Origin of the sequence: Aeromonas hydrophila subsp. hydrophila ATCC 7966, assembly GCF_000014805.1 — a bacterium.
In the GTDB taxonomy this organism is placed as follows: Bacteria; Pseudomonadota; Gammaproteobacteria; order Enterobacterales; family Aeromonadaceae; genus Aeromonas; species Aeromonas hydrophila.
In genome coordinates, this window is sequence record NC_008570.1 from 1522190 (window position 1) to 1544747 (window position 22558).

General features: G+C 61.7%; 26 protein-coding genes. 23 read left to right on the forward strand and 3 right to left on the reverse strand.

Going from position 1 to position 22558, the window contains the following annotated elements; all coding sequences use genetic code 11:
- From AHA_RS06980 to AHA_RS07055, 16 genes are all read left to right on the forward strand, one after another.
- Positions 1-738: a flagellar motor protein gene (locus AHA_RS06980; protein WP_024943899.1), complete on the forward strand. Its 738-nt coding sequence runs from the start codon at positions 1-3 to the stop codon at positions 736-738.
- A 2-nt stretch (positions 739-740) separates the two neighbouring features.
- Complete coding sequence (locus AHA_RS06985) at positions 741-1667, forward strand: OmpA family protein (protein ID WP_011705293.1); 927 nt, start codon at positions 741-743, stop codon at positions 1665-1667.
- A 4-nt stretch (positions 1668-1671) separates the two neighbouring features.
- Positions 1672-2466, forward strand: a complete 795-nt coding sequence (locus AHA_RS06990) for a ParA family protein (protein WP_011705294.1) — start codon at positions 1672-1674, stop codon at positions 2464-2466.
- Positions 2463-3335, forward strand: coding sequence for a chemotaxis protein CheW (locus AHA_RS06995; RefSeq protein WP_011705295.1), 873 nt, complete (start codon positions 2463-2465; stop codon positions 3333-3335). Before AHA_RS06990 ends, AHA_RS06995 begins: the two co-directional genes overlap by 4 nt.
- A 69-nt stretch (positions 3336-3404) precedes the next feature.
- A complete protein-coding gene (locus AHA_RS07000) occupies positions 3405-3893 on the forward strand; it encodes a chemotaxis protein CheW (protein ID WP_005298836.1) in 489 nt (162 codons plus the stop codon).
- 18 nt (positions 3894-3911) lie between these two features.
- Positions 3912-4298 carry a DUF2802 domain-containing protein gene (locus tag AHA_RS07005; RefSeq protein WP_011705296.1) on the forward strand — a complete coding sequence of 129 codons (387 nt, stop codon included), beginning with the start codon at positions 3912-3914 and terminating at the stop codon, positions 4296-4298.
- 154 nt (positions 4299-4452) lie between these two features.
- Entirely contained in the window at positions 4453-5088 is a 636-nt protein-coding gene (ccmA, locus tag AHA_RS07010; protein WP_011705297.1) for a cytochrome c biogenesis heme-transporting ATPase CcmA, read from the forward strand.
- A gap of 5 nt (positions 5089-5093) precedes the next feature.
- Positions 5094-5762: a heme exporter protein CcmB gene (gene ccmB, locus AHA_RS07015; protein WP_011705298.1), complete on the forward strand. Its 669-nt coding sequence runs from the start codon at positions 5094-5096 to the stop codon at positions 5760-5762.
- A gap of 163 nt (positions 5763-5925) precedes the next feature.
- Positions 5926-6666, forward strand: coding sequence for a heme ABC transporter permease (locus AHA_RS07020; protein ID WP_011705299.1), 741 nt, complete (start codon positions 5926-5928; stop codon positions 6664-6666).
- 2 nt (positions 6667-6668) lie between these two features.
- A complete protein-coding gene (ccmD, locus tag AHA_RS07025; RefSeq protein ID WP_011705300.1) occupies positions 6669-6875 on the forward strand; it encodes a heme exporter protein CcmD in 207 nt (68 codons plus the stop codon).
- The gene (gene ccmE, locus AHA_RS07030) at positions 6872-7363 is read left to right on the forward strand and encodes a cytochrome c maturation protein CcmE (RefSeq protein ID WP_011705301.1); all 492 of its coding nucleotides are present in this window, start codon (positions 6872-6874) and stop codon (positions 7361-7363) included. Before ccmD ends, ccmE begins: the two co-directional genes overlap by 4 nt.
- An 82-nt stretch (positions 7364-7445) precedes the next feature.
- On the forward strand, positions 7446-9401 hold the full coding sequence (locus AHA_RS07035; RefSeq protein ID WP_011705302.1) for a heme lyase CcmF/NrfE family subunit: 1956 nt from the start codon (positions 7446-7448) through the stop codon (positions 9399-9401).
- A complete protein-coding gene (locus AHA_RS07040) occupies positions 9398-9928 on the forward strand; it encodes a DsbE family thiol:disulfide interchange protein (RefSeq protein ID WP_005298853.1) in 531 nt (176 codons plus the stop codon). The genes AHA_RS07035 and AHA_RS07040 overlap by 4 nt, the downstream gene beginning before the upstream one ends.
- Before the next feature lie 11 nt (positions 9929-9939).
- Positions 9940-10419, forward strand: coding sequence for a cytochrome c-type biogenesis protein (locus AHA_RS07045; RefSeq protein WP_011705303.1), 480 nt, complete (start codon positions 9940-9942; stop codon positions 10417-10419).
- Positions 10416-11690, forward strand: a complete 1275-nt coding sequence (gene ccmI, locus AHA_RS07050) for a c-type cytochrome biogenesis protein CcmI (RefSeq protein WP_011705304.1) — start codon at positions 10416-10418, stop codon at positions 11688-11690. The genes AHA_RS07045 and ccmI overlap by 4 nt, the downstream gene beginning before the upstream one ends.
- Positions 11691-11770: 80 nt before the next feature.
- The gene (locus AHA_RS07055; protein ID WP_016350065.1) at positions 11771-12583 is read left to right on the forward strand and encodes an MlaA family lipoprotein; all 813 of its coding nucleotides are present in this window, start codon (positions 11771-11773) and stop codon (positions 12581-12583) included.
- 126 nt (positions 12584-12709) lie between these two features.
- Here the strand turns inward: AHA_RS07055 and sodB are convergent, their stop codons facing one another.
- Positions 12710-13294 carry a superoxide dismutase [Fe] gene (sodB, locus tag AHA_RS07060; RefSeq protein WP_011705306.1) on the reverse strand — a complete coding sequence of 195 codons (585 nt, stop codon included), beginning with the start codon at positions 13292-13294 and terminating at the stop codon, positions 12710-12712.
- 286 nt (positions 13295-13580) lie between these two features.
- Between sodB and AHA_RS07065 the strand changes: the two genes are divergently transcribed.
- Entirely contained in the window at positions 13581-13925 is a 345-nt protein-coding gene (locus AHA_RS07065; protein WP_010673955.1) for a Grx4 family monothiol glutaredoxin, read from the forward strand.
- 77 nt (positions 13926-14002) lie between these two features.
- Here AHA_RS07065 and AHA_RS07070 read toward each other — a convergent pair whose 3' ends face one another.
- Complete coding sequence (locus tag AHA_RS07070; RefSeq protein ID WP_029303566.1) at positions 14003-15214, reverse strand: RsmB/NOP family class I SAM-dependent RNA methyltransferase; 1212 nt, start codon at positions 15212-15214, stop codon at positions 14003-14005.
- Positions 15215-15423: 209 nt separating this feature from the next.
- On the opposite strand from AHA_RS07070, the gene AHA_RS07075 reads away from it, so the two are divergent.
- The 6 genes from AHA_RS07075 (at position 15424) to AHA_RS07100 (ending at position 21353) form a co-directional block, all read left to right on the forward strand.
- Positions 15424-17406, forward strand: a complete 1983-nt coding sequence (locus AHA_RS07075) for a reprolysin-like metallopeptidase (protein WP_164927586.1) — start codon at positions 15424-15426, stop codon at positions 17404-17406.
- A complete protein-coding gene (locus AHA_RS07080) occupies positions 17403-17726 on the forward strand; it encodes a hypothetical protein (RefSeq protein ID WP_011705309.1) in 324 nt (107 codons plus the stop codon). The genes AHA_RS07075 and AHA_RS07080 overlap by 4 nt, the downstream gene beginning before the upstream one ends.
- A 171-nt stretch (positions 17727-17897) precedes the next feature.
- Positions 17898-18536: a pyridoxamine 5'-phosphate oxidase gene (gene pdxH, locus AHA_RS07085; RefSeq protein ID WP_011705310.1), complete on the forward strand. Its 639-nt coding sequence runs from the start codon at positions 17898-17900 to the stop codon at positions 18534-18536.
- Between the two features lie 29 nt (positions 18537-18565).
- A complete protein-coding gene (locus AHA_RS07090) occupies positions 18566-19180 on the forward strand; it encodes a glutathione S-transferase family protein (protein WP_011705311.1) in 615 nt (204 codons plus the stop codon).
- Positions 19180-20799 carry a GNAT family N-acetyltransferase gene (locus AHA_RS07095; protein WP_011705312.1) on the forward strand — a complete coding sequence of 540 codons (1620 nt, stop codon included), beginning with the start codon at positions 19180-19182 and terminating at the stop codon, positions 20797-20799. The genes AHA_RS07090 and AHA_RS07095 overlap by 1 nt, the downstream gene beginning before the upstream one ends.
- A 32-nt stretch (positions 20800-20831) precedes the next feature.
- Positions 20832-21353: a GNAT family N-acetyltransferase gene (locus AHA_RS07100; protein ID WP_011705313.1), complete on the forward strand. Its 522-nt coding sequence runs from the start codon at positions 20832-20834 to the stop codon at positions 21351-21353.
- A 59-nt stretch (positions 21354-21412) separates the two neighbouring features.
- Here AHA_RS07100 and AHA_RS07105 read toward each other — a convergent pair whose 3' ends face one another.
- Positions 21413-22543: a ribosomal protein uL16 3-hydroxylase gene (locus AHA_RS07105; protein WP_011705314.1), complete on the reverse strand. Its 1131-nt coding sequence runs from the start codon at positions 22541-22543 to the stop codon at positions 21413-21415.
- Positions 22544-22558: the final 15 nt, after the last annotated feature.

The following is a 22558-nucleotide window of genomic DNA, read 5'->3' on the forward strand; positions in this document are numbered from 1 at the left end:
ATGGGCATGTTCGGCCTGATCCTGGCACTGGGAGCCATAGCCATTGCCCAGTTATGGCATGGCGGCAACCTGCTCACCCTGCTTGATGGGCCTGCTTTCGTCATCGTTGTAGGAGGAACTTGGGGGGCGGTCATTTTGCAGACACCACGCAAGTTTCTGCTGGAAGCGATAAGACAGACCCGTTGGATGTTGCTGCCTCCCGCCTGGGATCTGGTCGCCCAGGCCGAGCGACTGCAAGCCTGGGCCGTGTTTGCACGTCAGCAAGGGTTGCTTGCGCTGGAGAACCAGGCTGATCAGGAGAGCGACGAATTTACCCGGCAGGGGCTCACCATGATAGTGGACGGGGTGTCGATAGATGATATTCGCATGTTGCTGGAAGCAGATATCGATATCGAGCAGGAGCGAAACGAACACTCCGCTAGGGTCTTTGAAGCCATGGGGGGCTACAGTCCGACCATAGGTATCATCGGTGCTGTGATTGGACTTATCCAGGCCATGTTTCATCTGGAAGAACCCGCCTCGCTGGGGGCCGGTATCGCCGTTGCGTTTGTCGCCACTATTTACGGGGTTGGCTTTGCCAACCTGTTATACCTGCCGATTGCCAACCGGTTGCGGGCTTTTCACTATCATTACGCCCTGTTTCAGGAGATGACGCTGGAAGGCTTGATGGCAATCGCCCACGGCGAAAATGGTCCTCAGGTTGAACGGCGGTTGAAGGCTTATCTGAAGGGAGAATAGCCATGCGCAAGCGCTACCGTTTGCATCTGCAAGGTCGGGAACATCTCGACCGCTGGCTGGTTTCCTACGCCGATTACATGACGCTGATCTTCGCCCTGTTCGTGGTGCTCTATTCGGTGGCACTGGTCAACAAGGACAAGTATCGCGCGGTCATCGATGGTATGACCCAGGCATTCAACGTCATGCAGCCACGCAGCGACGGTTTGCTGGAAGGGCAGGGAAAGTCGTTGTTGAACAACGAGGTATCTGCCGCCTCCTCGGTTCTGGAGAGCGCCACAGCCCGCTCACCCTCTTTGGCTCCCATCTCAGTTGTTCCCATCGCGCAAGATGGTATGACTCTTGCGAAGATCGATACGCAATTGCAGGAGAGCATGGGTTCTCTGGTCGATGCCGGGGTAGTCAAGTTAACGCTCAATGACAACTGGTTGACCGTCGAGCTGAGCTCAGGTCTGTTGTTCGGCAGTGGCAGCGCCTTCATGAGTACCAATGCCGATCCCGTGCTAAATACTCTTTCAAGTATTCTGAAGCAGGTCGATAACTATGTAAGAGTGCGCGGTTATACCGATAACCAGCAGATAAATAATGAAATTTTTCGTTCCAACTGGACGTTGTCTGCGGCAAGGGCGGAAGCCGTACTCACGGCGCTCATCGCCAAAGGGATAGCGCCGCAGCGGTTGGCCTATGAAGCTTACGGGGAGTTTTCTCCCTTCACGGACAACAGTACCGAGCAGGGGCGCTTACAGAATCGCAAGGTGGTGGTCGCTATTTCCAAGTTCGCCTGGGTGCCACTAGCTCCGGTATCAACTCCCCCGGTGCAGGCTGTAACGGAGACGCAAGTGCCGGCAGTGCAACAGGCGGTCGAGGCAGGAGAGGTCAAGGTGATCACGCTGCCAGGTGGTGGCATACGCATAACAACGAGGCAGGATTGATACAGTGATTGTTTGGACGGTTGCCAACCAAAAGGGTGGGGTCGGTAAAACCACCACAGTGGTCTCGCTGGCCGGTATTCTGGCCCAGCGCGGCCAGCGGGTGCTGTTGATTGACACCGACCCTCATGCCTCCCTGACCTCTTATCTCGATTTTGATTCCGACCGGCTGGATGGCACTCTTTATGAGCTGTTTCAGGCGGTCAAACCAACGGCAGAGCTCGTCAATAAACTGACGCTGCGCACCAAGTTTGACAACATTCATCTGCTGCCCGCGTCAATCACCCTGGCGACCCTGGATCGGGTAATGGGCAATCGGGAAGGGATGGGACTTGTGCTCAAGCGAGCGTTGCTGCGCATTCAGGATCAGTACGATTATGTGCTGATCGACTGCCCGCCCGTCTTGGGGGTCATGATGGTCAATGCGCTGGCGGCGTGTGACCGGATCCTGGTGCCGGTACAGACCGAGTTTCTGGCGCTCAAAGGGCTGGAGCGGATGATGAAGACGTTTGAAATCATGCAGCGCTCCAAGCGGGAGAAGTTCCGTTATACCGTCATTCCCACCATGTTTGACAAGCGAACCCGTGCCTCGCTGATGACTCTGCAGTCCATCAAGGAGCAGCACGGCAATGCGGTATGGAATGCCGTCATACCCATAGATACCAAATTCCGGGATGCCAGTTTGCTTCACATTCCCCCCTCCATCTATTCGCCGAGCAGCCGTGGCACCTATGCCTATGAGACCCTGCTCAACTATCTTGATGCGCAAGAGCGTCAGCGTGCTCATGAGGTAACATCATGAGAGATACCACCCAAGTTCGGGCCATGGATGATTACTTCCACTCCCTGTTGCTGGATGATGCGCTGTTGCTGGATTCGTCCGACGAGCCTGACTCTGCCCCCGTCATCCAGTTGCAGCGTCAGCCCCAGCCGGTTGCCGATAAGGTGGCGCAACCCTATCTGGAAGCGGATCAACGGCTGGAGCAGTTGAGTGAATTGCTGGCTCAGGTCGGTCAGGTGCAGTTTGAAATCGACGCGCTGAGCCATGAAGAGGTCGTCAGCGAGCCGCTCCAGATTGAGGCAGAAGATGCCCTGCTGCCCGTCGAGCCAGTCTGGCCCGAGGTGATGCCCGAACCTGCAGCTGCGGATCCTGCCACGCTGGTGGTGACGGAAACCGATGTTGCATTGGCGCCACAGGAGGAGGTTGCACCCTCCACCTGGGAGAATATCGATACCGGCAAGGAGTTTCAGGCGCTGTTCTTTGAGGTCGCCGGTGTCACCTTTGCGGTGCCGTTGACCGAGCTTGGCGGCATTCATCAACTGGGAGAAGTGAACACCCTGTTTGGTCAGCCAGGCTGGTACAAGGGGATCATGACTTCCCGCGAACAGAAGATGAACGTGGTGGACACGGCGCAGTGGGTCATGCCCGGCCAGCATCTGGAAGTGCCTGATTACAAGTATTTGATCATGCTGGGTGAATCTCCCTGGGGACTTGCCTGCCATCATCTGAAGGGAACGGAGTTATTGCATCGTGACCAGGTCAAATGGCGCCATCAGGAGGGCAAACGCCCCTGGCTGGCGGGCATGGTCAAGGAGAAGATGTGTGCCCTGCTGCATGTGAAAGAATTGCTCCTGTTGCTGGAGCGCGGGGTCAACATAGAAGGTCGCTGATAACTTCTGCACTCGGGCTGTTTTATTGCTAGTTTTACCAGTAGACGTTTTCATAAAAGGAATAAAAACATGACAGAAAAGCGCAATATTGCACAGAATCTGGCCGAAGATGAAGTGCTGCAATGGGTCACCTTCCAGCTGGAAAATGAAACCTACGGCATCAACGTGATGCAGGTGCAGGAGGTGCTGCGCTACACCGAGATCGCCCCTGTGCCCGGTGCGCCCGAGTATGTACTGGGCATCATCAACCTGCGCGGCAATGTGGTGACCGTCATCGATACCCGTTCCCGTTTCGGCCTGCCCTCCGGCGATGTGAGTGAGAACTCGCGTATCGTCATCATCGAGGCGGAGAAGCAGGTGATCGGCATCATGGTCGACAGCGTGGCCGAGGTGGTCTATCTGCGCTCCTCCGAGATCGACGCGGCCCCGGCGGTGGGTACCGAAGAGAGTGCCAAGTTCATTCAGGGTGTCAGCAACCGCGATGGTCAGCTGTTGATCCTGGTCGATCTGAACAAGCTGCTCTCCGATGAAGAGTGGGAAGATATCGGTTCCCTCTGATAGGAAGATAATGTGTTGATGATTGAAATTGCCGCCTTGGGGTTGTCCTTGCTGGCGTTGGTGCTGGCCCTGTATGGGGTGATTGGCAGCCGACGTGGCCAGCGAGAGTCCGAGGCCAGGGTGGAGACGCTGCAAGGGCAGCTCGAGAGCCTGCGCAAGCAGATGATGGAGCTGCATACCGGGGCCATCGGCATGGGCCAGCGTCTGCAGTCCGTCGAAGGGGCCATGCAGCAGATCAACGATCGCCAGCAGGAGCTGACCCTGCAGGATCCGGAACGCCGTCTGTACAGCCGCGCCGCCAAGATGGTGGAACTTGGTGCCGACCTCGATGAGGTCATGAATGAATGTGAATTGCCTAAGGCCGAGGCTGAATTGTTGATTTCATTGCGAAAAGGCCGCTCATGAATGTTCGGGAAGGCGTCCGCCTTCCTGATTTTCCTCCCCTCTCTTCAAGGCGGGATCTCCCCCACAAATCCTGCTGATAATTGGCATCTTTGAAAAGACGCTTCCCGATACTGTGTTAATATGCAGGCCGCTTCTTTTCACTGATTACATCCTCATGCTGCTTCAAATTCACAATCTGAGCTGCGTGCGTGAAGATCGCACTCTGTTTGAACATCTCTCCTTTGCGGTGGCTCCCGGTGATCTGGTGCAAATTGAAGGCCCCAACGGGGTAGGGAAGACCAGCCTGCTGCGCTTGCTGACCGGCTTGTCCCAACCATTTGCCGGTGAAGTGTGCTGGAATGGCGAAAATATCCGCAGTTGCCGCGATGAATATCACGCCAATCTGCTCTATCTTGGTCATCAGCCTGGCGTCAAGGCTGCCCTGACACCGCTCGAAAACCTCGCCTTTTACCAGAAGCTGCACCATGCGGCCGATACCAGCGTGGATCTGTGGCGGGTACTGGCCCAGGTCGGTTTGGCCGGGTTTGAAGACAATCCCACCGGTCAGCTCTCTGCCGGCCAGCAGCGCCGTGTCGCGTTGGCCCGTCTGTGGCTCAGCGACAAGCCGGCGCTCTGGATCCTGGATGAGCCGTTTACTGCCATCGACAAGCAGGGGGTGAAGGTGCTGGAGCGGTTGTTCCTGACCCACGCCGAACGAGGGGGCATGGTGATCCTCACCACCCATCAGGACATGACCCTGATGCAGGGACGGTTGAAGACCCTCTCTCTCACGCCCTTGCTGCAGGAGTAGTTCTGATGTTGCGCGCCGTAATGCACCTGATCCACCGCGAGTTGTTGATGGCCTTGCGCCAGCGCTCTGACATCCTCAACCCGCTCTGGTTTTTCCTCATCGTCATCACCTTGTTTCCGTTAGGGATCGGCCCCGAGCCCAAGCTGCTGGCCCGCATCGCTCCCGGCATCATCTGGGTGGCCGCCCTGCTGGCGGCCATGCTGTCGCTGGAGCGGCTGTTTCGCGACGACTTCGGCGACGGTGCGCTGGAGCAGATGATGCTGATGCCCCATCCACTGGGCTTGCTGGCGTTGGCCAAAGTGATCGCTCACTGGTTGCTGACCGGCCTGCCGCTGCTGCTCATCTCCCCGTTGCTCGCCATTTTGCTGTCGCTGGACATGAACACCTATCTGGCGGTGGTCGCCACCCTGGCGCTGGGGACGCCCGTGCTGAGCCTGCTCGGGGCGGTCGGCGTCGCCCTGACGGTCGGTTTGCGCAAGGGGGGGGTACTGCTCAGCCTGCTGATCCTGCCGCTCTATATTCCGGTACTGATTTTTGCCACCTCCGCCATCGATGCGGCGGGGATGGGGCTGCCCTATTCGGGGCAGCTGGCGATTCTGGGGGCCATGCTGGCCGGTGCGTTGACCCTGACCCCACTGGCGGTCTCGGCGGCGCTGCGGGTCAGCGTGAATTGACGAAAGCGTCTGAAAAAGTGGCCATGGAAGGGCCGTTATAAAAAATATAATTGAGATAGATCAAGAGGATGGCTGCTTATTGCTTTCGGGGGATGTGATGTTTTCCGGCAGTGGGTATGGTAGGCCTCGCCACGATATTAATAACAGAAAGGTTTTGTGAGCTATGTGGAAATGGTTGCACCCTTACGCTAAACCCGAGCGCGCGTACCAGTTGGCAGGGACCCTGCTGCCCTGGTTTGCCGTGACAAGCCTGCTGGCATTCATCATCGGCACCCTCTGGGGGCTGGCCTTTGCACCTGCGGATTATCAGCAGGGCGACTCCTTCCGGATCATCTACATCCATGTTCCGGCCGCGATCCTCTCCATGGGGGCCTACTCCACCATGGCGGTGGCCGCCTTCATCGGTCTGGTGTGGCAGTTGCGGATGGCGGACATGACGGTGGCTGCGGTCGCGCCGGTCGGCGCCGTGTTCACCTTCATCGCACTGTTTACCGGCGCCGCCTGGGGCAAACCCATGTGGGGCACCTGGTGGGTGTGGGATGCGCGACTCACCTCCGAGCTGATCCTGCTGTTCCTCTACCTCGGCGTCATCGCCCTCTACAACGCCTTCAGCGACAAGGTACTGGCCGGTCGCGCCGCCGGCATCCTGGCGCTGGTGGGGGTGATCAACCTGCCGATCATCCACTACTCGGTGGAGTGGTGGAACACCCTGCACCAGGGCGCCAGCATCACCAAGTTTGACAAGCCTTCCATCTCCCCCGAGATGCTGTGGCCGCTGCTCATCATGATCCTGGCCTTTGCCGCCTTCCTCGGGGCCCTCTCCCTGATGCGTTTTAGAAACGAGCTCTTGATGCGGGAGTGGCACCGCCCCTGGGTCAAAGAGATAGCCGAGCAGGAGAAGTAAGCATGCACTTTGCCTCATTCAGTGACTTTCTGGCGATGGGCGGTTACGCCTTCTACGTCTGGCTCTCTTTCGGCCTGACCCTGCTCTGCCTGGTCGGCATCGTCATTTCCACCCGTATGAAAACCCGCGCCCTGCTCGGTGAACTGCGCAACAAGCAGGCGCGCGAGGCCCGCCGCAAGGCGGCCCAGCAGATGGAGAACACCCTATGAACCCGAGACGCAAGAAACGCCTCACCATCATCCTGGCGATCAGTGCCGGGCTTGCCGCGGTGATCGGCCTAGTGCTCTATGCCCTCAGCCAGAACATTGATCTCTTCTATACCCCGAGCGAGCTGGTGGAGGGCAAGGGCCCGGACAAGATCAAGCCGGAAGAGGGACAGCGCCTGCGCATCGGCGGTCTGGTGGTGCCGGGTTCGGTACAGCGGGATCCCCAGAGCCTCAAGGTGGCCTTCAAGCTGGTGGACAACGGCGGGCATCTGGTGACCGTCGAGTTTGACGGCATCCTGCCGGATCTGTTCCGCGAGGGGCAGGGCATCGTCGCCCAGGGCACCCTCAAGGATGCAACCACGGTCGCCGCCTTCGAGGTGCTGGCCAAACACGATGAGAACTACATGCCGCCGGAAGTGGCCGATGCCACCAACGGCATGCACTTCAAGCCGGAATATACCGAGGCGCAGCTGAAGGGGAGCAAGCAATGATCCCGGCAGCATTCGCACCGTTTTCACCTTTTCAAGCCGGTTTACAGGTTCGTGCTGCGGCTCATTTGAAAGGAGTTCAGCCATGATCCCTGAATTGGGACAGTTTTCACTGATCCTGGCCTTCGCCACCGCCCTGCTGCTGGGCAGCTATCCGCTGCTCGGGGCCAAATGGGGGCGCCTTGGCATGATGTCGGCGGCCCGCCCGCTGGCCTATGCCCAGTTCCTGCTGCTGTTGCTGTCGTTCCTGTGCCTGACCTGGGCCTTCATCGACAACGACTTTACCGTGCAGTACGTGGCCACCAACTCCAACAGCCTGCTGCCGCTGGCCTATCGCATCTCCGCGGTGTGGGGCGCCCATGAAGGTTCGCTGCTGCTGTGGGTGCTGACCCTGGGAGGCTGGACTGCGGCCGTCGCCATGTTCAGCCGTCGCCTGCCGCTCGACGCGGTGGCGCGGGTGCTCGGCGTGCTCGGCCTCATCTCGGTCGGTTTTACCGCCTTCGTGCTGTTTACCTCCGACCCCTTCATTCGTACCTTGCCCTACTTCCCGGTAGATGGGCGCGACCTCAACCCGCTGTTGCAGGACCCGGGTCTCATCTTCCACCCGCCCATGCTCTACATGGGCTATGTGGGCTTCTCGGTGGCCTTCGCCTTCGCCATCGCGTCCTTGATGACCGGTCGGCTCGATGCCACCTGGGCGCGCTGGTCGCGTCCCTGGACCATGGCGGCCTGGGTCTTCCTCACCCTGGGTATCGTGCTGGGCTCCTGGTGGGCCTATTACGAGCTCGGCTGGGGTGGCTGGTGGTTCTGGGATCCGGTAGAAAACGCCTCCTTCATGCCCTGGCTGGCGGGCACCGCCCTGCTGCACTCGCTGGCGGTCAGTGAAAAGCGCGCCACCTTCAAGGCCTGGACCGTGCTGCTGGCGCTCTCCGCCTTCTCCCTGAGCCTGCTGGGTACCTTCCTGGTGCGCTCCGGCGTGCTGGTGTCGGTGCATGCGTTTGCCTCCGACCCGACCCGCGGCCTGTTCATTCTGGGCTTCCTGCTGGCGGTAATCGGTTCATCCTTGCTGCTGTTTGCCTTCAAGGGCTCCCAGGTGAGAAGCCACGGCAAGCACGAGTTGTGGAGCCGCGAGACCCTGCTGCTGTGCAACAACATCATGCTGGTGGCGGGTCTGCTGACCGTGCTGCTCGGCACCCTGCTGCCGCTGGTACACAAGGAGTTGGGGCTGGGCAGCATCTCCATCGGTACTCCCTTCTTCAACCACATCTACAGCTGGCTGATCATTCCGTTCGCCCTGTTGCTGGGGGTCGGCCCGCTGTTTCGCTGGCGCCGCCAGGAGCTGGGCGAGCTCAAGGGCAAGGTGGTGCTGGCGCTGGTATTGAGCCTGGCCGCCGCCATTTTGCTGCCGCTGCTGCTGGCTGAGGAGTTCAAGCCCTGGGCTGCGCTCGGTATCGGGCTTGGCGCCTGGATCATCGTGACCAGCGTGCAGGAGACCTGGGTGCGTGCCACCCACAAGCACAGCTTCGCCGTCGGCGTGCGCCGCCTTGGCAACAGCCACTGGGCCATGATCCTGGGCCACGTGGGCCTCGCGGTCAGCATCATCGGCATCGCCTGTACCCAGAACTACAGCATCGAGAAGGATCTGCGGATGCAGGCCGGCGATCGGGTCCAGTTTGCCGACTACGAGTTTGTCTTCACCGGCATCAAGGAGAAGAACGGCCCCAACTACGACGGCTTCAAGGGCGTGCTGGAAGTGCACAAGGACGGCAAGCAGGTCGCCCTGCTCAAGCCGGAGAAACGCATGTACAAGGTGACCCGGATGCCGATGACCGAGGCGGCCATCGATGCCGGCTTCACCCGGGATCTCTACGCGGCGCTCGGCGAGCAGCTCGACAGCGGCGCTTGGGCGGTGCGGATCTACTACAAACCCTTCGTGCGCTGGATCTGGTTCGGCGGCGTCTTCATGGCCATTGGCGGCGTGCTGGCGATGCTGGACAAGCGCTACCGTTTCGGTCGCCGTGACGAGGAGGCCAAGGCATGAGCAAGAAGACCTGGTTGTTTCTGATCCCCTTCATCGTGTTTCTGCTGGGGGCCGTGTTTCTGTTCAAGGGGCTCTACTCCGATCCCACCAAGCTCGAGTCCGTGATGGTGGGCAAGGAAGTGCCCGTGTTTACCCTGCAGGACATCTATGACCTCAACAAACAGCATGACAGGAGCATTCTCAAGGGGCGCCCCATGCTGCTCAACGTCTGGGCCACCTGGTGCCCGACCTGCTATGGGGAGCACACCTACCTCAAGCAGCTGGCGGGGCAGGGGATCTACATCGTCGGCATGAACTACAAGGATGAGCGGGCCAAGGCCATCAACTGGCTGGCGGAGCTCGGCAATCCCTATCAGATCAATCTTTATGATCCCGACGGCATGCTGGGGCTGGATCTGGGGGTCTACGGCGCGCCGGAGACCTTCTTCATCGACAGTCAGGGTATCATTCGCTATCGCCACGTGGGGGACGTCAACCCCGAGGTGTGGGCCAGCACCCTCAAACCCATCTATGACGCCATGAAGTGAGGGAGAGCCTGATGAGAATGTTTATTGCGTCCCTGCTGCTGCTGGCGGGACTGGGCGGGGCGGGCCAGGCGCTGGCCGCCATCGATGTCTACACCTTCGACAGCGACGCCCAGGAGCAGACCTTTCGCGAGCTGACCAAGGAGCTGCGCTGCCCCAAGTGTCAGAACCAGGATATCGCCGATTCCAACGCGGGCCTGGCCAAGGACTTGCGTGACAAGACCTACCAGATGGTGCGCGAGGGCAAGGACAAGCAGGAAGTGGTGGACTACATGGTCGCCCGTTACGGCAACTTCATCCTGTACAACCCGCCGCTGATGGCGTCGACCCTGATCCTCTGGCTCGGCCCCCTGCTGGTGATCGTCATCGGTGTCGTCATGGTGGTGGTGCGCAGTCGCCGTCGTCCCGCGGCTGCTACGCCGGCGGATAGCGCCCTGAGCGCGGAGGAGCAGCGTCGTCTGGCTGCCCTGCTCAAAGAGGAAGAGAAACAATGACCGCATTTTGGATAGTGATCGCGGCCCTGCTGGTGCTGGTGAGTCTGGCACTGGTGCTGCCGTTGTGGCGGGGTGAGGGCAAGCAGAGCATCAGCCGCTCGGCCCTCAACAAACAGCTCTATCGCCAGCGTCTGCTGGAGATCGGGGAAGAGCGCGAGCAAGGGGTGCTGGCGGAAGAGCAGGACTCCCTGATCGAGCTGCAACGCAGCCTGCTGGACGACATCCCCGACGTGGAGCAGACCGCCCGCGGCGGCAAGAGCATGATCTGGATCCCGGGTGTGCTGGTGCTGCTGGTGGTGAGCCTGGGGCTCTATTACAAGCTCGGCTCCTGGCAGGAGGTCAGCCGCTGGCAGGATGCCAACAGCCGGCTGGGTGAGCTCAGCAACCGCATCCTGGTGGAGCGGGACGCCGAGGTCACCGAGCAGGATTTGCTGGACTTTACCTTAGGCCTGCGTACCCGCCTGAAGGATGAGCCGAATGATTACCGCGGCTGGCTGCTGCTGGGTCGGCTGTCACTGGATGGCAATGATCCCGAGATGGCACGCGAGGCGCTGGAGCGGGCCTACGGGCTGGCTCCACAGAAGGCGATGGTGGCGGTGCCCTACGCCCAGGCGCTGATGATGACAGGGGATGACGCGCAAGCCGACCAGCTGCTGCGGGTGGCCATTGCCCAGGATCCTGCCAATATCGAGGCGCGCTCCGTCTACGCCTTCATGGCGCTGCAAAAAGAGGACTTCAAGACCGCCCTGCAACGCTGGCGCGAGATGCTGCCGCTGATGGAGAAGGGCTCGACCCGTTACACCATGGTGGAGCGATCCATCGACTATGCCGAGCAGCAGTTGAAGAAACTCGGCATGGCCAGTGCGACCGTGCCGGCTGAGGCGAGCGGGCAGAACGCGGCCTCTGACCAGGTGCTGGAAGTGAAGGCTGGCGAGTTCCCGCTCAAGGTAACGCTGGCCGATGGCATTGCACTGCCGGAAGATGCCCATCTGTTCGTGTTTGCGGTGATCCCCAACGGACCGCCCATGCCCATCGCGGTCAAGCGCATCCCGGGGCCGCACTTCCCGCTGACCCTGTCGCTGGGTGACGGTGACGCCATGATGGAAGGCAACAAGCTGGCTGCCTATCCCGAGCTGCAGTTCAAGGCGCGCCTCTCCCGTGGCGGCAACGTCATGAACAAGGAAGGGGCGTTTGAAGGCGTCTCCGTTCCGGTCGCAACCGGTTCGATTCCTTCAGCGCCGATTGACATCCGCATCGATCACGCCCTCTAATACGCCTTTGGCCCGGCCCCTCGATGGGGCCGGGCTGCCTATAATTCAGATTAATCACAATAAAAAGCTAGGACTTCCATATGTATGTGCGTGTAGGGGCATTGATGGTGGCCTTGTTGCTGGGCGGCTGTGCTGGCGGCCCGCCCAAGCAGGGGCCTGAGAGCCTTGACCTCAAGGAGACGCCGAGCCGGCCCGGTGCGACCAGCACGGCCAGCGATGGTCGTGACCCGTTCCAGGGCGCCAACCGGGCCATGTGGGCCGTCAACTACGATGTACTGGAGCCCTATGTGGCCCGTCCCGTGGTGCATGGCTACGCCCGCTATATCCCGCAGGGAATGAAGGACGGCATCGAAAACCTGGTGGAAAACTTCAACGAGCCGAGCAGCATGGTCAACCATCTCATCACCGGCGATTTGAAGGGGGCGGGTACCAACCTGGGTCGCTTCACCCTCAACACCACCGTGGGTCTGCTGGGTATCTTCGATGTGGCCAAGCATGCTGGCCTTGCGCGCAACAAGCTGGAGCTCAATACCGTGCTGGGCCGCGCCGATATCGGCGATGGCGCCTACCTGATGGTGCCGGTCTACGGCCCGACCACCACCCGCAAGTTGGTGGGGGATACCGTGGATACGTTGTATTTCCCTTATGCCTTGCTGACTTTCCCGTTGAAGGTGGTGCACTGGGCGCTGGATGGTCTGGGTACCCGTTCCAAGCTGATCGATCAGGAGCGGATCATCGACAACGCGCTCGATCCTTACGCCCTGACCAAGGACTTCTATCTGCAGTACAACCAGAACAAGGTGACCGGCCGTCAGACCGAGCTCAAGCAAGAGCAGCAGGAGAAGCAAGACGACAGCAATCTGGACGACTATCTGGATGAAATCGACCAGTGATGCCAGCGCATTCTGCTCGAGTAACGCAACAAAGGCGCCTGCGGGCGCCTTTTTCGTCTCTGCTGTTGCACAGGCATAAAAAAAACGCCCCGCAAGAGCGGGGCGTTTTGGCTAGAACGGGAGCTATCAGGCAGCCAGGTTCTTGGCCACGAATTCCCAGTTGACCAGGGTCCAGAAGGTTTCCATGTACTTCGGACGCAGGTTGCGGAAATCGATGTAGTAGGCGTGTTCCCACAGGTCGACGGTCAGCAGCGGAGTGGTACCGGCTTCGGTCAGCGGGCAACCGGCGTTGGAGGTGTTGACGATGGCCAGGGAGCCGTCAGCCTTTTTCACCAGCCAGGTCCAGCTGGAACCGAAGTTGCCGATGGCAGACTTGGTGAACGCATCCTTGAACTCGGCGAAGGAGCCGAAGGCCTTGGTGATGGCATCGGCCAGGGCGCCAGTAGGCTCGCCACCGCCGTTCGGGGAGAGGCAGTGCCAGTAGAAGGTGTGGTTCCAGATCTGGGCGGCGTTGTTGAAGATGCCGCCAGTGGAGGTCTTGATGATCTCTTCCAGAGACTTGCCTTCAAACTCGGTACCCGGCACCAGGTTGTTCAGGTTGACCACATAGGTGTTGTGGTGCTTGCCATGGTGGTATTCCAGAGTTTCCTGGGAGATGTGCGGTTCCAGAGCATTGATTGCATAGGGCAGAGCGGGAAGTTCGAATGCCATTTTCTACTCTCCATTGGCTGGCCGTGCGAAGGCGACGGTTGCAAGACATTGCGTACTCTTTTCTATCTTGAAAAGAATTGTTCTTGAAATAAGGGGGCCAGATGGCCCAAAGCCCATCGATTGTACCAGCATCAAAGATGGGCTAACAACTCTTGATTCTCGCCATGATCCGGATCAAGCTGCGGCGTATTGATTCATCACTTCTTGCATCCGAGGTGGTTTGCCAGTTTGTGGTCTGCCCGGATTGCAGTAGAATGGCCGCCGAAATCGCTCTAGTGAGGCACCTATGGAAACTATTGAAAAGATCAAACAGCAGCTGGCTGAAAACCCCATCATCCTGTACATGAAGGGCTCCCCCAAGCTACCCAGCTGCGGTTTCTCTGCCCAGGCCTCCCAGGCCCTGATGTCCTGTGGCGAGCCGTTTGCTTACGTCGACATCCTGCAAAACCCGGATATCCGTGCCGAATTGCCGAAGTTTGCCAACTGGCCGACCTTCCCCCAGCTGTGGGTGGAAGGTGAGCTGGTCGGTGGCTGCGACATCATGATCGAGATGTTCCAGGCCGGTGAGCTGCAGACCCTGATCAAGGAAACTGCCGCCAAACACAAGCAGGATGACGCCGCCGCCGAATAAGGCAGCAGCTGCATCATGCAAAAAGGGGAGCCGCTGGCTCCCCTTTTTTATTTCACAACTTTATGTCACAACAGGCATCAGGCGATGCGTTCGATGCGTGCCATGTAGAAGCCATCGAAGCCGGTGGCGGCCGGGCTGACGGTGTGGTCATCCCGCAGGCGGTAGTTTTCATTGGCGGCGAGGAACTTGTCCACCTGCTGACGGTTCTCTTCCGGCAGGATGGAGCAGGTTGCATAGACCAGCAGACCGCCCACCTTCACCATCTGGCTGTAGCGCTGCAGGATCTCCGCCTGCAGGGCAACCAGTACCGGCAGCCGCTCGGCGGTGTCGCGCCACTTGGCATCCGGATTGCGCTTGAGCACGCCGAGGCCGGAGCAGGGCACGTCCAGCAGCACGCGATCCGCACTCTCTTTGAGGCGCTTGACGGTCTTGCTGCTGGTGATCACCCGGGTCTCCACGTTGTGGGCCCCGGCGCGGCGGGCGCGCTGCTTGAGGTTTTCCAGCTTCCACTCTTCCACATCCATCGCCAGCAGGCGGCCCTTGCCCTCCATCATGGCGGCCAGATGCAGGGTCTTGCCACCGGCACCGGCGCAGGCATCGATGACGCGCATGCCGGGGCTCACTTCCAGCGCGGCTGCAACCTGCTGGGAGCCGGCATCCTGTTGCTCGAACCAGCCATCGGCAAAGGCCTTGGTACGAAACAGGGCGGCATCCGAGGTCACTTGCAGGGCCGAATCGACCCCTTCCACTGGAATGGTGGTGACCTGTTCTTTGGCCAGTGCGGCCTGCAGCTCTTCACGGGTGCACTTGAGGCTGTTGACCCGCAGATAACGCTTGGGCATCCAGGCCAGCGCGGCACGCTCGGCAGGCCAGGCTTCGCCCAGTTGCTCGCTGCCGAGTTTTTCCAGCCAGGTCGGGCAGCCATCCATCAGTACCGGGTTCTTCTTGGCTTCGGTCAGACGGCGACGAAACGCCTCTTCATTGAAGCGATCCAGCGTCGGATGGTTGGGTTGGGCTATCTTGTGAAAAGCGTGCCAGCTGTGCAGCAGCGGCCAGACGTTCTTCTCAGCCTGACGGACCTGGATGCCGGTCAGGGCGCAATAGAGGCTGAGGCGACGCAGCAGATCGCCGGTGACCAGGGCAATCCTTGCCTGTTCTTGCGGTTTGAGTTCGATGCCAGAGAAGTGACGGGCATAGGCGCGATCCAGGGTGAGACCCTGGCCCAGCACATCGTCAACAATGGCAACGACCAGGTCCCCGAAACGGGGCAACAGTGGGGATTTGAGCATGAGATTAACCTTGGTCAGATAAAGACGAACCATCGTCATGGTGACGCGGCTCAAAAACTGATAAATCCGCGCAATGATAGGGGCTAGACAGGGTTGGTGCAACACTCCCCATTCGGGGAATATCCGCTAGCTGGTGCTGGACTAAGCAGGGCGGCAGGCGAATGATGCCAGTTGCAGTTTGGGTGAGTGCATTTAAAAGGACTAAAAAGATGCAGTTGATGAAATTTTCTCCCTTGGCGCTGGTGGTAGCCAGCCTGATGAGCTCGGGTGGCCTCGTGGCCAAGGAGTGGGACACGGTGGCGGCGCGCGCCAGCGCCGCCGACGGCTATGAAGTGCGGGCCAGCCAGTTTCGGGTCGCCAAGGTGCCCATCGATTATTTTGCCGGCCTGCAGGCCGGGGCCCGTTCGCTGACCCTGCCGTTGCCCGACGGGGGAGAGGTGACCTTCACCCTGCAAGCCTATGATCTGCTGCCGGCCGATCAGGCGGCCAAATTCCCCGAGATCCTGACCTTCAAGGGCTATAACCCGGCGGTACCGGTAGAGACGGGACGTTTTGACCTGGGGCCGCTGGGCTTTCACGCCATGTTCACCCATCAGGGCAAGACGGTGTTCGTCGACCCGCTGCGCAATACCGACGGTTATGCCGTCTATTACCAGCAGGATGCCTACAGCCGGCTGGAGGAGGACGCGGACAAGGTTATCGGCAGCGAGGCCAGCAGGGCGCTGGCGCACAAGGTGCAGGTGGATGGCAACGTGCGCAAGCGTTACGTCATCGCCATCTCGGCGGCGGGGGAGTACACCCAGTTCCACGGTGGCTCCAAGGTGCTGGCCACCGCGGCCATCGCCACCCTGCTCAACCGGGTCAACGAGGTGTACCAGCGCGATGTGGGGGCCGAGTTTCAGCTGGCCAGCGGCAACGACAACATCATCTTTACCGATCCGGCCAGCGATCCCTTCACCAATGGTGATGCCGACGTCGACATCAACAGCGTGGTGCAGGCCAATGCCCAGACCCTGCCCAGCGCGCCGCTTGGACAGTTCGACATCGGCCATGTGGTCAATACCGGGGGCGGCGGGCTGGCCAATCTCGGTGCGCTCTGTACCGTCACCCGTTCGCAGGGCATGACCGGCTCGGCCACTCCGGTGGGGGATGCCTTCTTTATCGACTACGTGGCCCACGAGATTGGCCACCAGTTCGGCGCCGACCACACCTTCAACGGCACCACCAACAGTTGTGGCAGCGACAATCGGGAGGCAACCCAAGCCTGGGAGCCGGGCAGCGGCACCTCCATCATGGCCTATGCTGGGATCTGCGGGGACGAGAACATCCAGCCCCACAGCGACCCCTATTTCCACAGCAAGTCCATCGAGCAGATGCGGGCGCACATGGCGACCGTGCCGGCCTGCGGCACCACCCTCAACCTCGTCAACAATGCGCCCCAGGCAGCGGCCGGGGCCAGCCGCATCATTCCGGCCAATACGCCGTTCGTGCTCAAGGGGGCCGGTGCCGATCTGGACGGGGATCCTCTGACCTACACCTGGGAGCAGATCGACCTGGGCACGGAATCGAGCAGCCCGGCCACCATGGTGGACGACGGCAGCCGGCCGCTGTTTCGCTTCGTTTCTCCCACCAGCTCGCCGGAGCGGATCCTGCCGAGCCTGCCCTCTCTGCTCTCGGGCACGCTCGCCAAGGGCGAGGCCTGGCCCACGACCAACCGGGATCTCAACTTCCGGTTGACGGTGCGTGACGGCAAGGGCGGTGTCGCCAGCGACGACATGAAGGTTCAAGTGGTCAACACCGGCAGCGCCTTCCGGCTGACTGCCCCGCTTGGGGGGGCGTTGACGCCGGGGGCAAGCCAGGCGGTCAGCTGGGATGTGGCCGGCACCACGCTGGCGCCGATCAGCTGCAGCAAGGTGGATCTGTTCATCACCCAGAACGAGGGAACCAGCTGGAGCAATCTGGCGGTCAGCCAGCCCAACAGCGGCGCCGCCACCGTCACCCTGCCGGCGGATCTGGCCAGCGCCGCCCGCCTGAAGGTGGCCTGCAGCGACAACATCTTCTTTGCCATCAGTCCGGCCAAGCTGCCGGTCGCCCAAAGCGGCGGCAGCTCGGGCGGTGGCGGCGGTGGTGGCGCCATCGGTCTCTGGACTCTGGCGCTGGCCTTGCTGGGTTGGCAACGGAGGCGCGGATGAGGGCTGGCTGGCTGGTGTTGGTATCCCTGCTCGGCGGTTGTCAGGCGGACGCCGATACCCTGGAGCAGGCGGTCAGCGCCAGTCTGGCCAAGCAGGATTACCGGTTGATCGTGCGGGCCGGGCGCGGCGAGGTGGCACCCGGCATTGCGCCGGAGCAGCAGGCCTCGGCCAAGGCGCGCTGCGGCGTGCGCTACCTCGATGGCCTGGGGGATGTCATCAAGCCCGGGCAGGAAGAGGCCCAGGCCAAGCTGGCGGCCTACGCGGCCGATTACAACCGGCGCATGCTGGCGCATTGTCCCGCTGTTGCCGGCAAGCAATAAGTCTGCGCGTAGCAAGAGCGTGCGAAGGGCATACCAAGGGAGGGAGGCGTGAGCCTCCCCCTTTTTTGCAGCCGCCATTTGCCGGTCACAAGGCTTGTACCCATGGCGTGCTCGTCGCACAATGCCAGCACGCATGGCCGCATGGGCGGCAAAGAGAGAAGGAAAATCAAGATGATGGATGTAGCCGATCTGCGCCGCGAATACACCCGGGGTGGATTGCACCGGGCCGATCTGCCAGCCGAGCCCCTTGCCCTGTTCGAGAAGTGGCTGGCCCAGGCGTGCGAGGCCAAGCTGACCGATCCCACCGCCATGGTGGTGGGCACCGTCGATGCCGACGGCCAGCCCTGGCAGCGCACCGTGCTGCTCAAGCACTACGATGCCGAGGGCATGGTGTTCTACACCAACATGGGCAGCCGCAAGGCGCATCAGCTGGAGGGCAACCCCCGCATCAGCCTGCTGTTTCCCTGGCACACGCTGGATAGACAAGTGCATGTGACTGGCCGGGTGGAGAAGATGAGCACCTTTGAGGTGATGAAGTACTTCCACAGTCGCCCCAAGGACAGCCAGATCGCCGCCTGGGTTTCCCAGCAGTCGACCCGCATCTCGGCGCGCGGCGTGCTGGAGGCCAAATTCCTCGAGCTCAAGCAGAAGTTTGCCAATGGCGAAGTGCCGCTGCCGAGCTTCTGGGGTGGTTTTCGGGTGCGGATCGACACGGTCGAATTCTGGCAGGGGGGCGAACATCGCCTGCACGATCGTTTCTACTACACCCGCGAAGGGGAAGGCTGGCACATCGAGCGGCTGGCGCCCTGAGTGCCCGCTGCCGCTGACAAGGAGTCTGTATGCGTCTGTATGGCGATCTGAAGTCCGGCAACTGCTACAAGCCCTGGTTGCTGGCCCGCTGGCTTGAACTGCCCCTCGACTGGGTGCCGGTGGATGTGCTGGCGGGGGAGACCCGTACCCCCGATTTTCTGGCCATCAACCCCAACGGCAAGATCCCGGTGCTGGAGCTGGCCCACGGCGATACCCTGGCGGAATCCAACGCCATCCTCTTCTATCTGGCGCAGGGCTCGCCCCTGTGGCCGACCGAGCCGCGCCAGCAGGCCGAGGTGCTCAAGTGGCTGTTCTTCGAGCAGTACAGCCATGAGCCCTATATCGCGGTAGCCCGTTTCATCGTGCACTATCTGGGGCGGCCGGAGTATCAGGAGGCGCGCCTCGACGGGCTCAAAGCCGGCGGCGAAAAGGCGCTGGCGGTGCTGGAGCAGCAGCTCAAGCAGAGTCCCTACCTGTGCGGTGATTCCCCGACCATCGCCGACATCGCGCTTTATGCCTACACCCATGTGGCGGAGGAGGGGATCTTCTCGCTGCAGGGCTGGCCAGCTATTCGCGACTGGATCGCCCGTATCGAGGCGCATCCCCGTCACCTGAGCCTGCCGGCTGCCTGCCAGGCCGGCTGATGGAGCTGCTGATCGAGCGGGCCCTGTGGCAGTCCCACTGGGCGCCGGTGCTGCAAGCCTGGCAACGGCAGGGCGGCCGCTGGCTGTTGCTGCAGAGCAAGGTCGATGAGGGTTTGCCGAGCGATATTGGCGGACTCTGGTCCGGTTGTCCGCCCGATGGCGTGCGTTCGGCCAGCGCGCTGCTGGCCGCCTGGTTGGATGGCGACTTGCCTGCCCAGCCCGCGAGGGATCCGAGCCGCCAGATCCTCATCAGCGGCTCGGCCTCCCTGCTGACCCTGGCCCGGGAGGAGGGGCTGCTGACGCTGGGGCCACAGGGCGCCGATCTGACGCTGACGGCGCCAGACGATCTGGGCGCCGTGCTCAACCGCCTGCGGGCCCGCCGTCTGACGGTGCCGGTGCTGGCCGAACCCGCCTCGCCGTCGGGGCCTGCCCTGCAACTGCGTCCCCTGCTGGCGTGCGATGAAGCCGACGTGGTGCGCTATTGCAGCGATGCGGCTCTCGCCCGCTACACCCTCAACATCCCCCATCCCTACCCGCCGGAGGCCGCTCGCGACTGGCTGGCCGGTTGCTGGCGCAAGGCGGCGCTCGGGCTGGGCTGGAGCTGGGCGCTGACCCTGCCGGCGGGTGAGGGCCAGGCGCCGCTGGTGGGGGTGATCTCGCTGCACTGGAATGGCGAGCTCGCCTGGTGGGTGGGCGTGCCCTGGCAAAATCGCGGGCTGGCGACCCGGGCCGCCCGGCTGGTCAAGGCCTTTGCGTTTGACCGGCTGCAACTGCCGGTGCTGACCGCCCGCCATATGCCAGGCAATCTGGCCTCCGGCCGGGTGATGGCCAAGCTTGGCATGCGCTATTGCGGTCGGCGTGAGCTGAGTGGTCAGCCGCCGTGCGAGGTGAGCTACTGGCAGCTGGAGCGAAGCCAGACGCTGGCGGCGCCGCTGACACGGCAGTTGGCCCCTCTGCTGGCCGACGAACGGGTGGTGGCGGCCATCCTGCAAGCAGGCGCCGAGGAGGGTGAGCCGAGGCGGCTGGCCCTCTTTCTGGTAGAGCAGGGGGAGCCAGAGAGCGGACTGGCTGTCGACTCCCTGCCCGAGCGGGAGGGCGACGGGCCACTGGCGCTGGAGTATCACGATCAGGCTGTGCTGGCGCAGGCCGAGCCGGACCAGCTCTACTTGTACCGGGGGCTGCTGCTCAAGGACCATGAAGAGCAGGGGCTGGATTATCTGCAGCAGCTGGCCAGCCTGCAGCGCCAGGGCCCGGCGCCGCTCACGCTGGCGGAGCGGCGTCAGCGGCTCGGCTGGCTGGGCACCTTGGCCCGCCGGGCCAGCGGCGAGAACACACAGGGGGAGGGGGTCAGCCGCCGTTATCACCAGCTCTGGCTGCTGGTGGAGTTGCCCGCCCTCATCGACGAGCTGGCCGGACGCTGGCATCGCGGGCCAGACCAGACGCTGAGCTGGCTGGAGCAGATGGAGCCCGAACTGTTTGCCGCCTATCGGGCGACCATCACTACCCTGCAACCGAGCGATCTGCAAGCACTGCTGCGCCTGCTGGCCGTGCGGTTTCCTGAGTCCACCCTCCCATTTCTCGACAAAGGTGCTCAGGGCGGCGGTCAGTTTGTGGAATAATGCCCGCTCTGCTGTACGAGGAGTAACGCTGTATGCTGAGAACCGAGCGCCCCGGCGACATGCTGCCGGTCTATGACCTGGTGAGCGCCGCCTTTGGCCGTTCCGACGAGGCCGAACTGGTCAACCGCCTGCGCGAATGTGGCGCCGCCGTGGTGACCATGGTCGAGGAGGAGGAGTACGAGTTCATGGGGCACCTGATGCTGAGCCCGATCACCATTAACGGCATGGAAGGGCCTTGGCTCGGTCTTGCGCCCGTGGCGGTCCATCCCGATTGGCAGGGGCAGGGCATAGGGTCGGATCTGGTACGCGAGGGGCTGGACACGGCGCTGGAGATGGACTGGAAGGCTGTGGTGGTGCTGGGTGACCCGACCTATTACAGCCGCTTCGGTTTTCGCCCCGCCAGCGAGTTCGGCCTGCACTGCATCTACGAAGTGCCCGCCGACTGCTTCATGGCGATGGAGCTGCAGGAAGGCGGCCTGACCGGGATGCAGGGCGAAGTGCTCTACCACCCGCTGTTTGACGAGCTGCCTGACGAAGCGCCGCTCGAGGCATGAATGGTCTATATCTGTGAAAAAGGCGCCCTCGGGCGCCTTTTTTATCTCTGTCCGTCAGCTCAGCTGAAGAACCAGTAGCCGCGGTTGACCAACCGGGTCAGCAGCTGCAGGAAGCCGGCCTGATCGGCAAGCTCCACCATGTCGGCCTGGGTGACCATGTCCTTGTCGCACAAGAGCGAAATGGCTGCCGCATCTTCGCTCTGCAGCGTCCAGGCTTCGCCGTCGATGTAGCACTGCTGGCTCTCGCCGCTGAACCAGACGGTGCGCAGGCCCGGCACCTTGATGGCGGGCTCGCCCTGGGTCAGCAGGTCGGCCACTTCCTCGGCGCTGTAGTCCGGCTCCACCGGATTGACGTCCAGATCGTGCTTGGCCTCGGAGATCATGGTGCCGAACCACTCCTTGAACAGGGTCTCGTCATCGAGGGCCTGCTGCATCAGCTCGCGCAGACGGTGCAGCTCGTGGGGCTGGATCTCGCCGTGGCGGGCGCGAGGCTTGAGATCGGCATCGCCGTAACGCTCGGTGCGCACCTCGTTGTCGATCAGGTGATCGGCAAAGGAGGAGATAAGCGCCTTGGCATCCGGCGCGCGGAAGCCCACCGAGAAGTTCAGGGACGGCTCGATGGCGTAGCCCTCGTGGGGGAATCCAGGCGGGATGTAGAGGATATCGCCCGGCTCCATGATGACGTCGATGATCGCCTCGAACGGCTCGCAGTGCAGCAGGGCAGCGTGGGCGGCGAACTCGTTCAAGGGCTTGGCATCGCCGACGCGCCAGTGGCGCTTGCCCTGGCCCTGGGTGATGAAGACGTCGTAGTTGTCGATGTGGGGGCCGACGCCGCCGTGAGGGGTGGAGAAGCTCACCATCACATCGTCAAAACGCCAGCCCGGAATGAACTGGAACGGCAGCGCCAGCTCGTTGACCTCGGGGGCCCAGTGGTTGCAGGCCTGCACCAGCACGGTCCAGTTCTCTTCACCTAGGTGATCGTAAGATTCGAAGGGGCCGTGAGCCGCCTCCCACTTGTTGTTGAAGCGGGTGACCAGGCGCGATTCAATCACCTCTTCCATGGCCAGACCTGCCAGCTCGTCCGGGCTGATGGGATCCTGAAAGTCGGTGAAGCCGCCCTTGATGAGCAGTGGGCGCTTCTGCCAGTAGTGCTCGAGGAAGTGAGCGATATCCAGATTGAGTTGGTACATAGGTCTTCTCGTCAA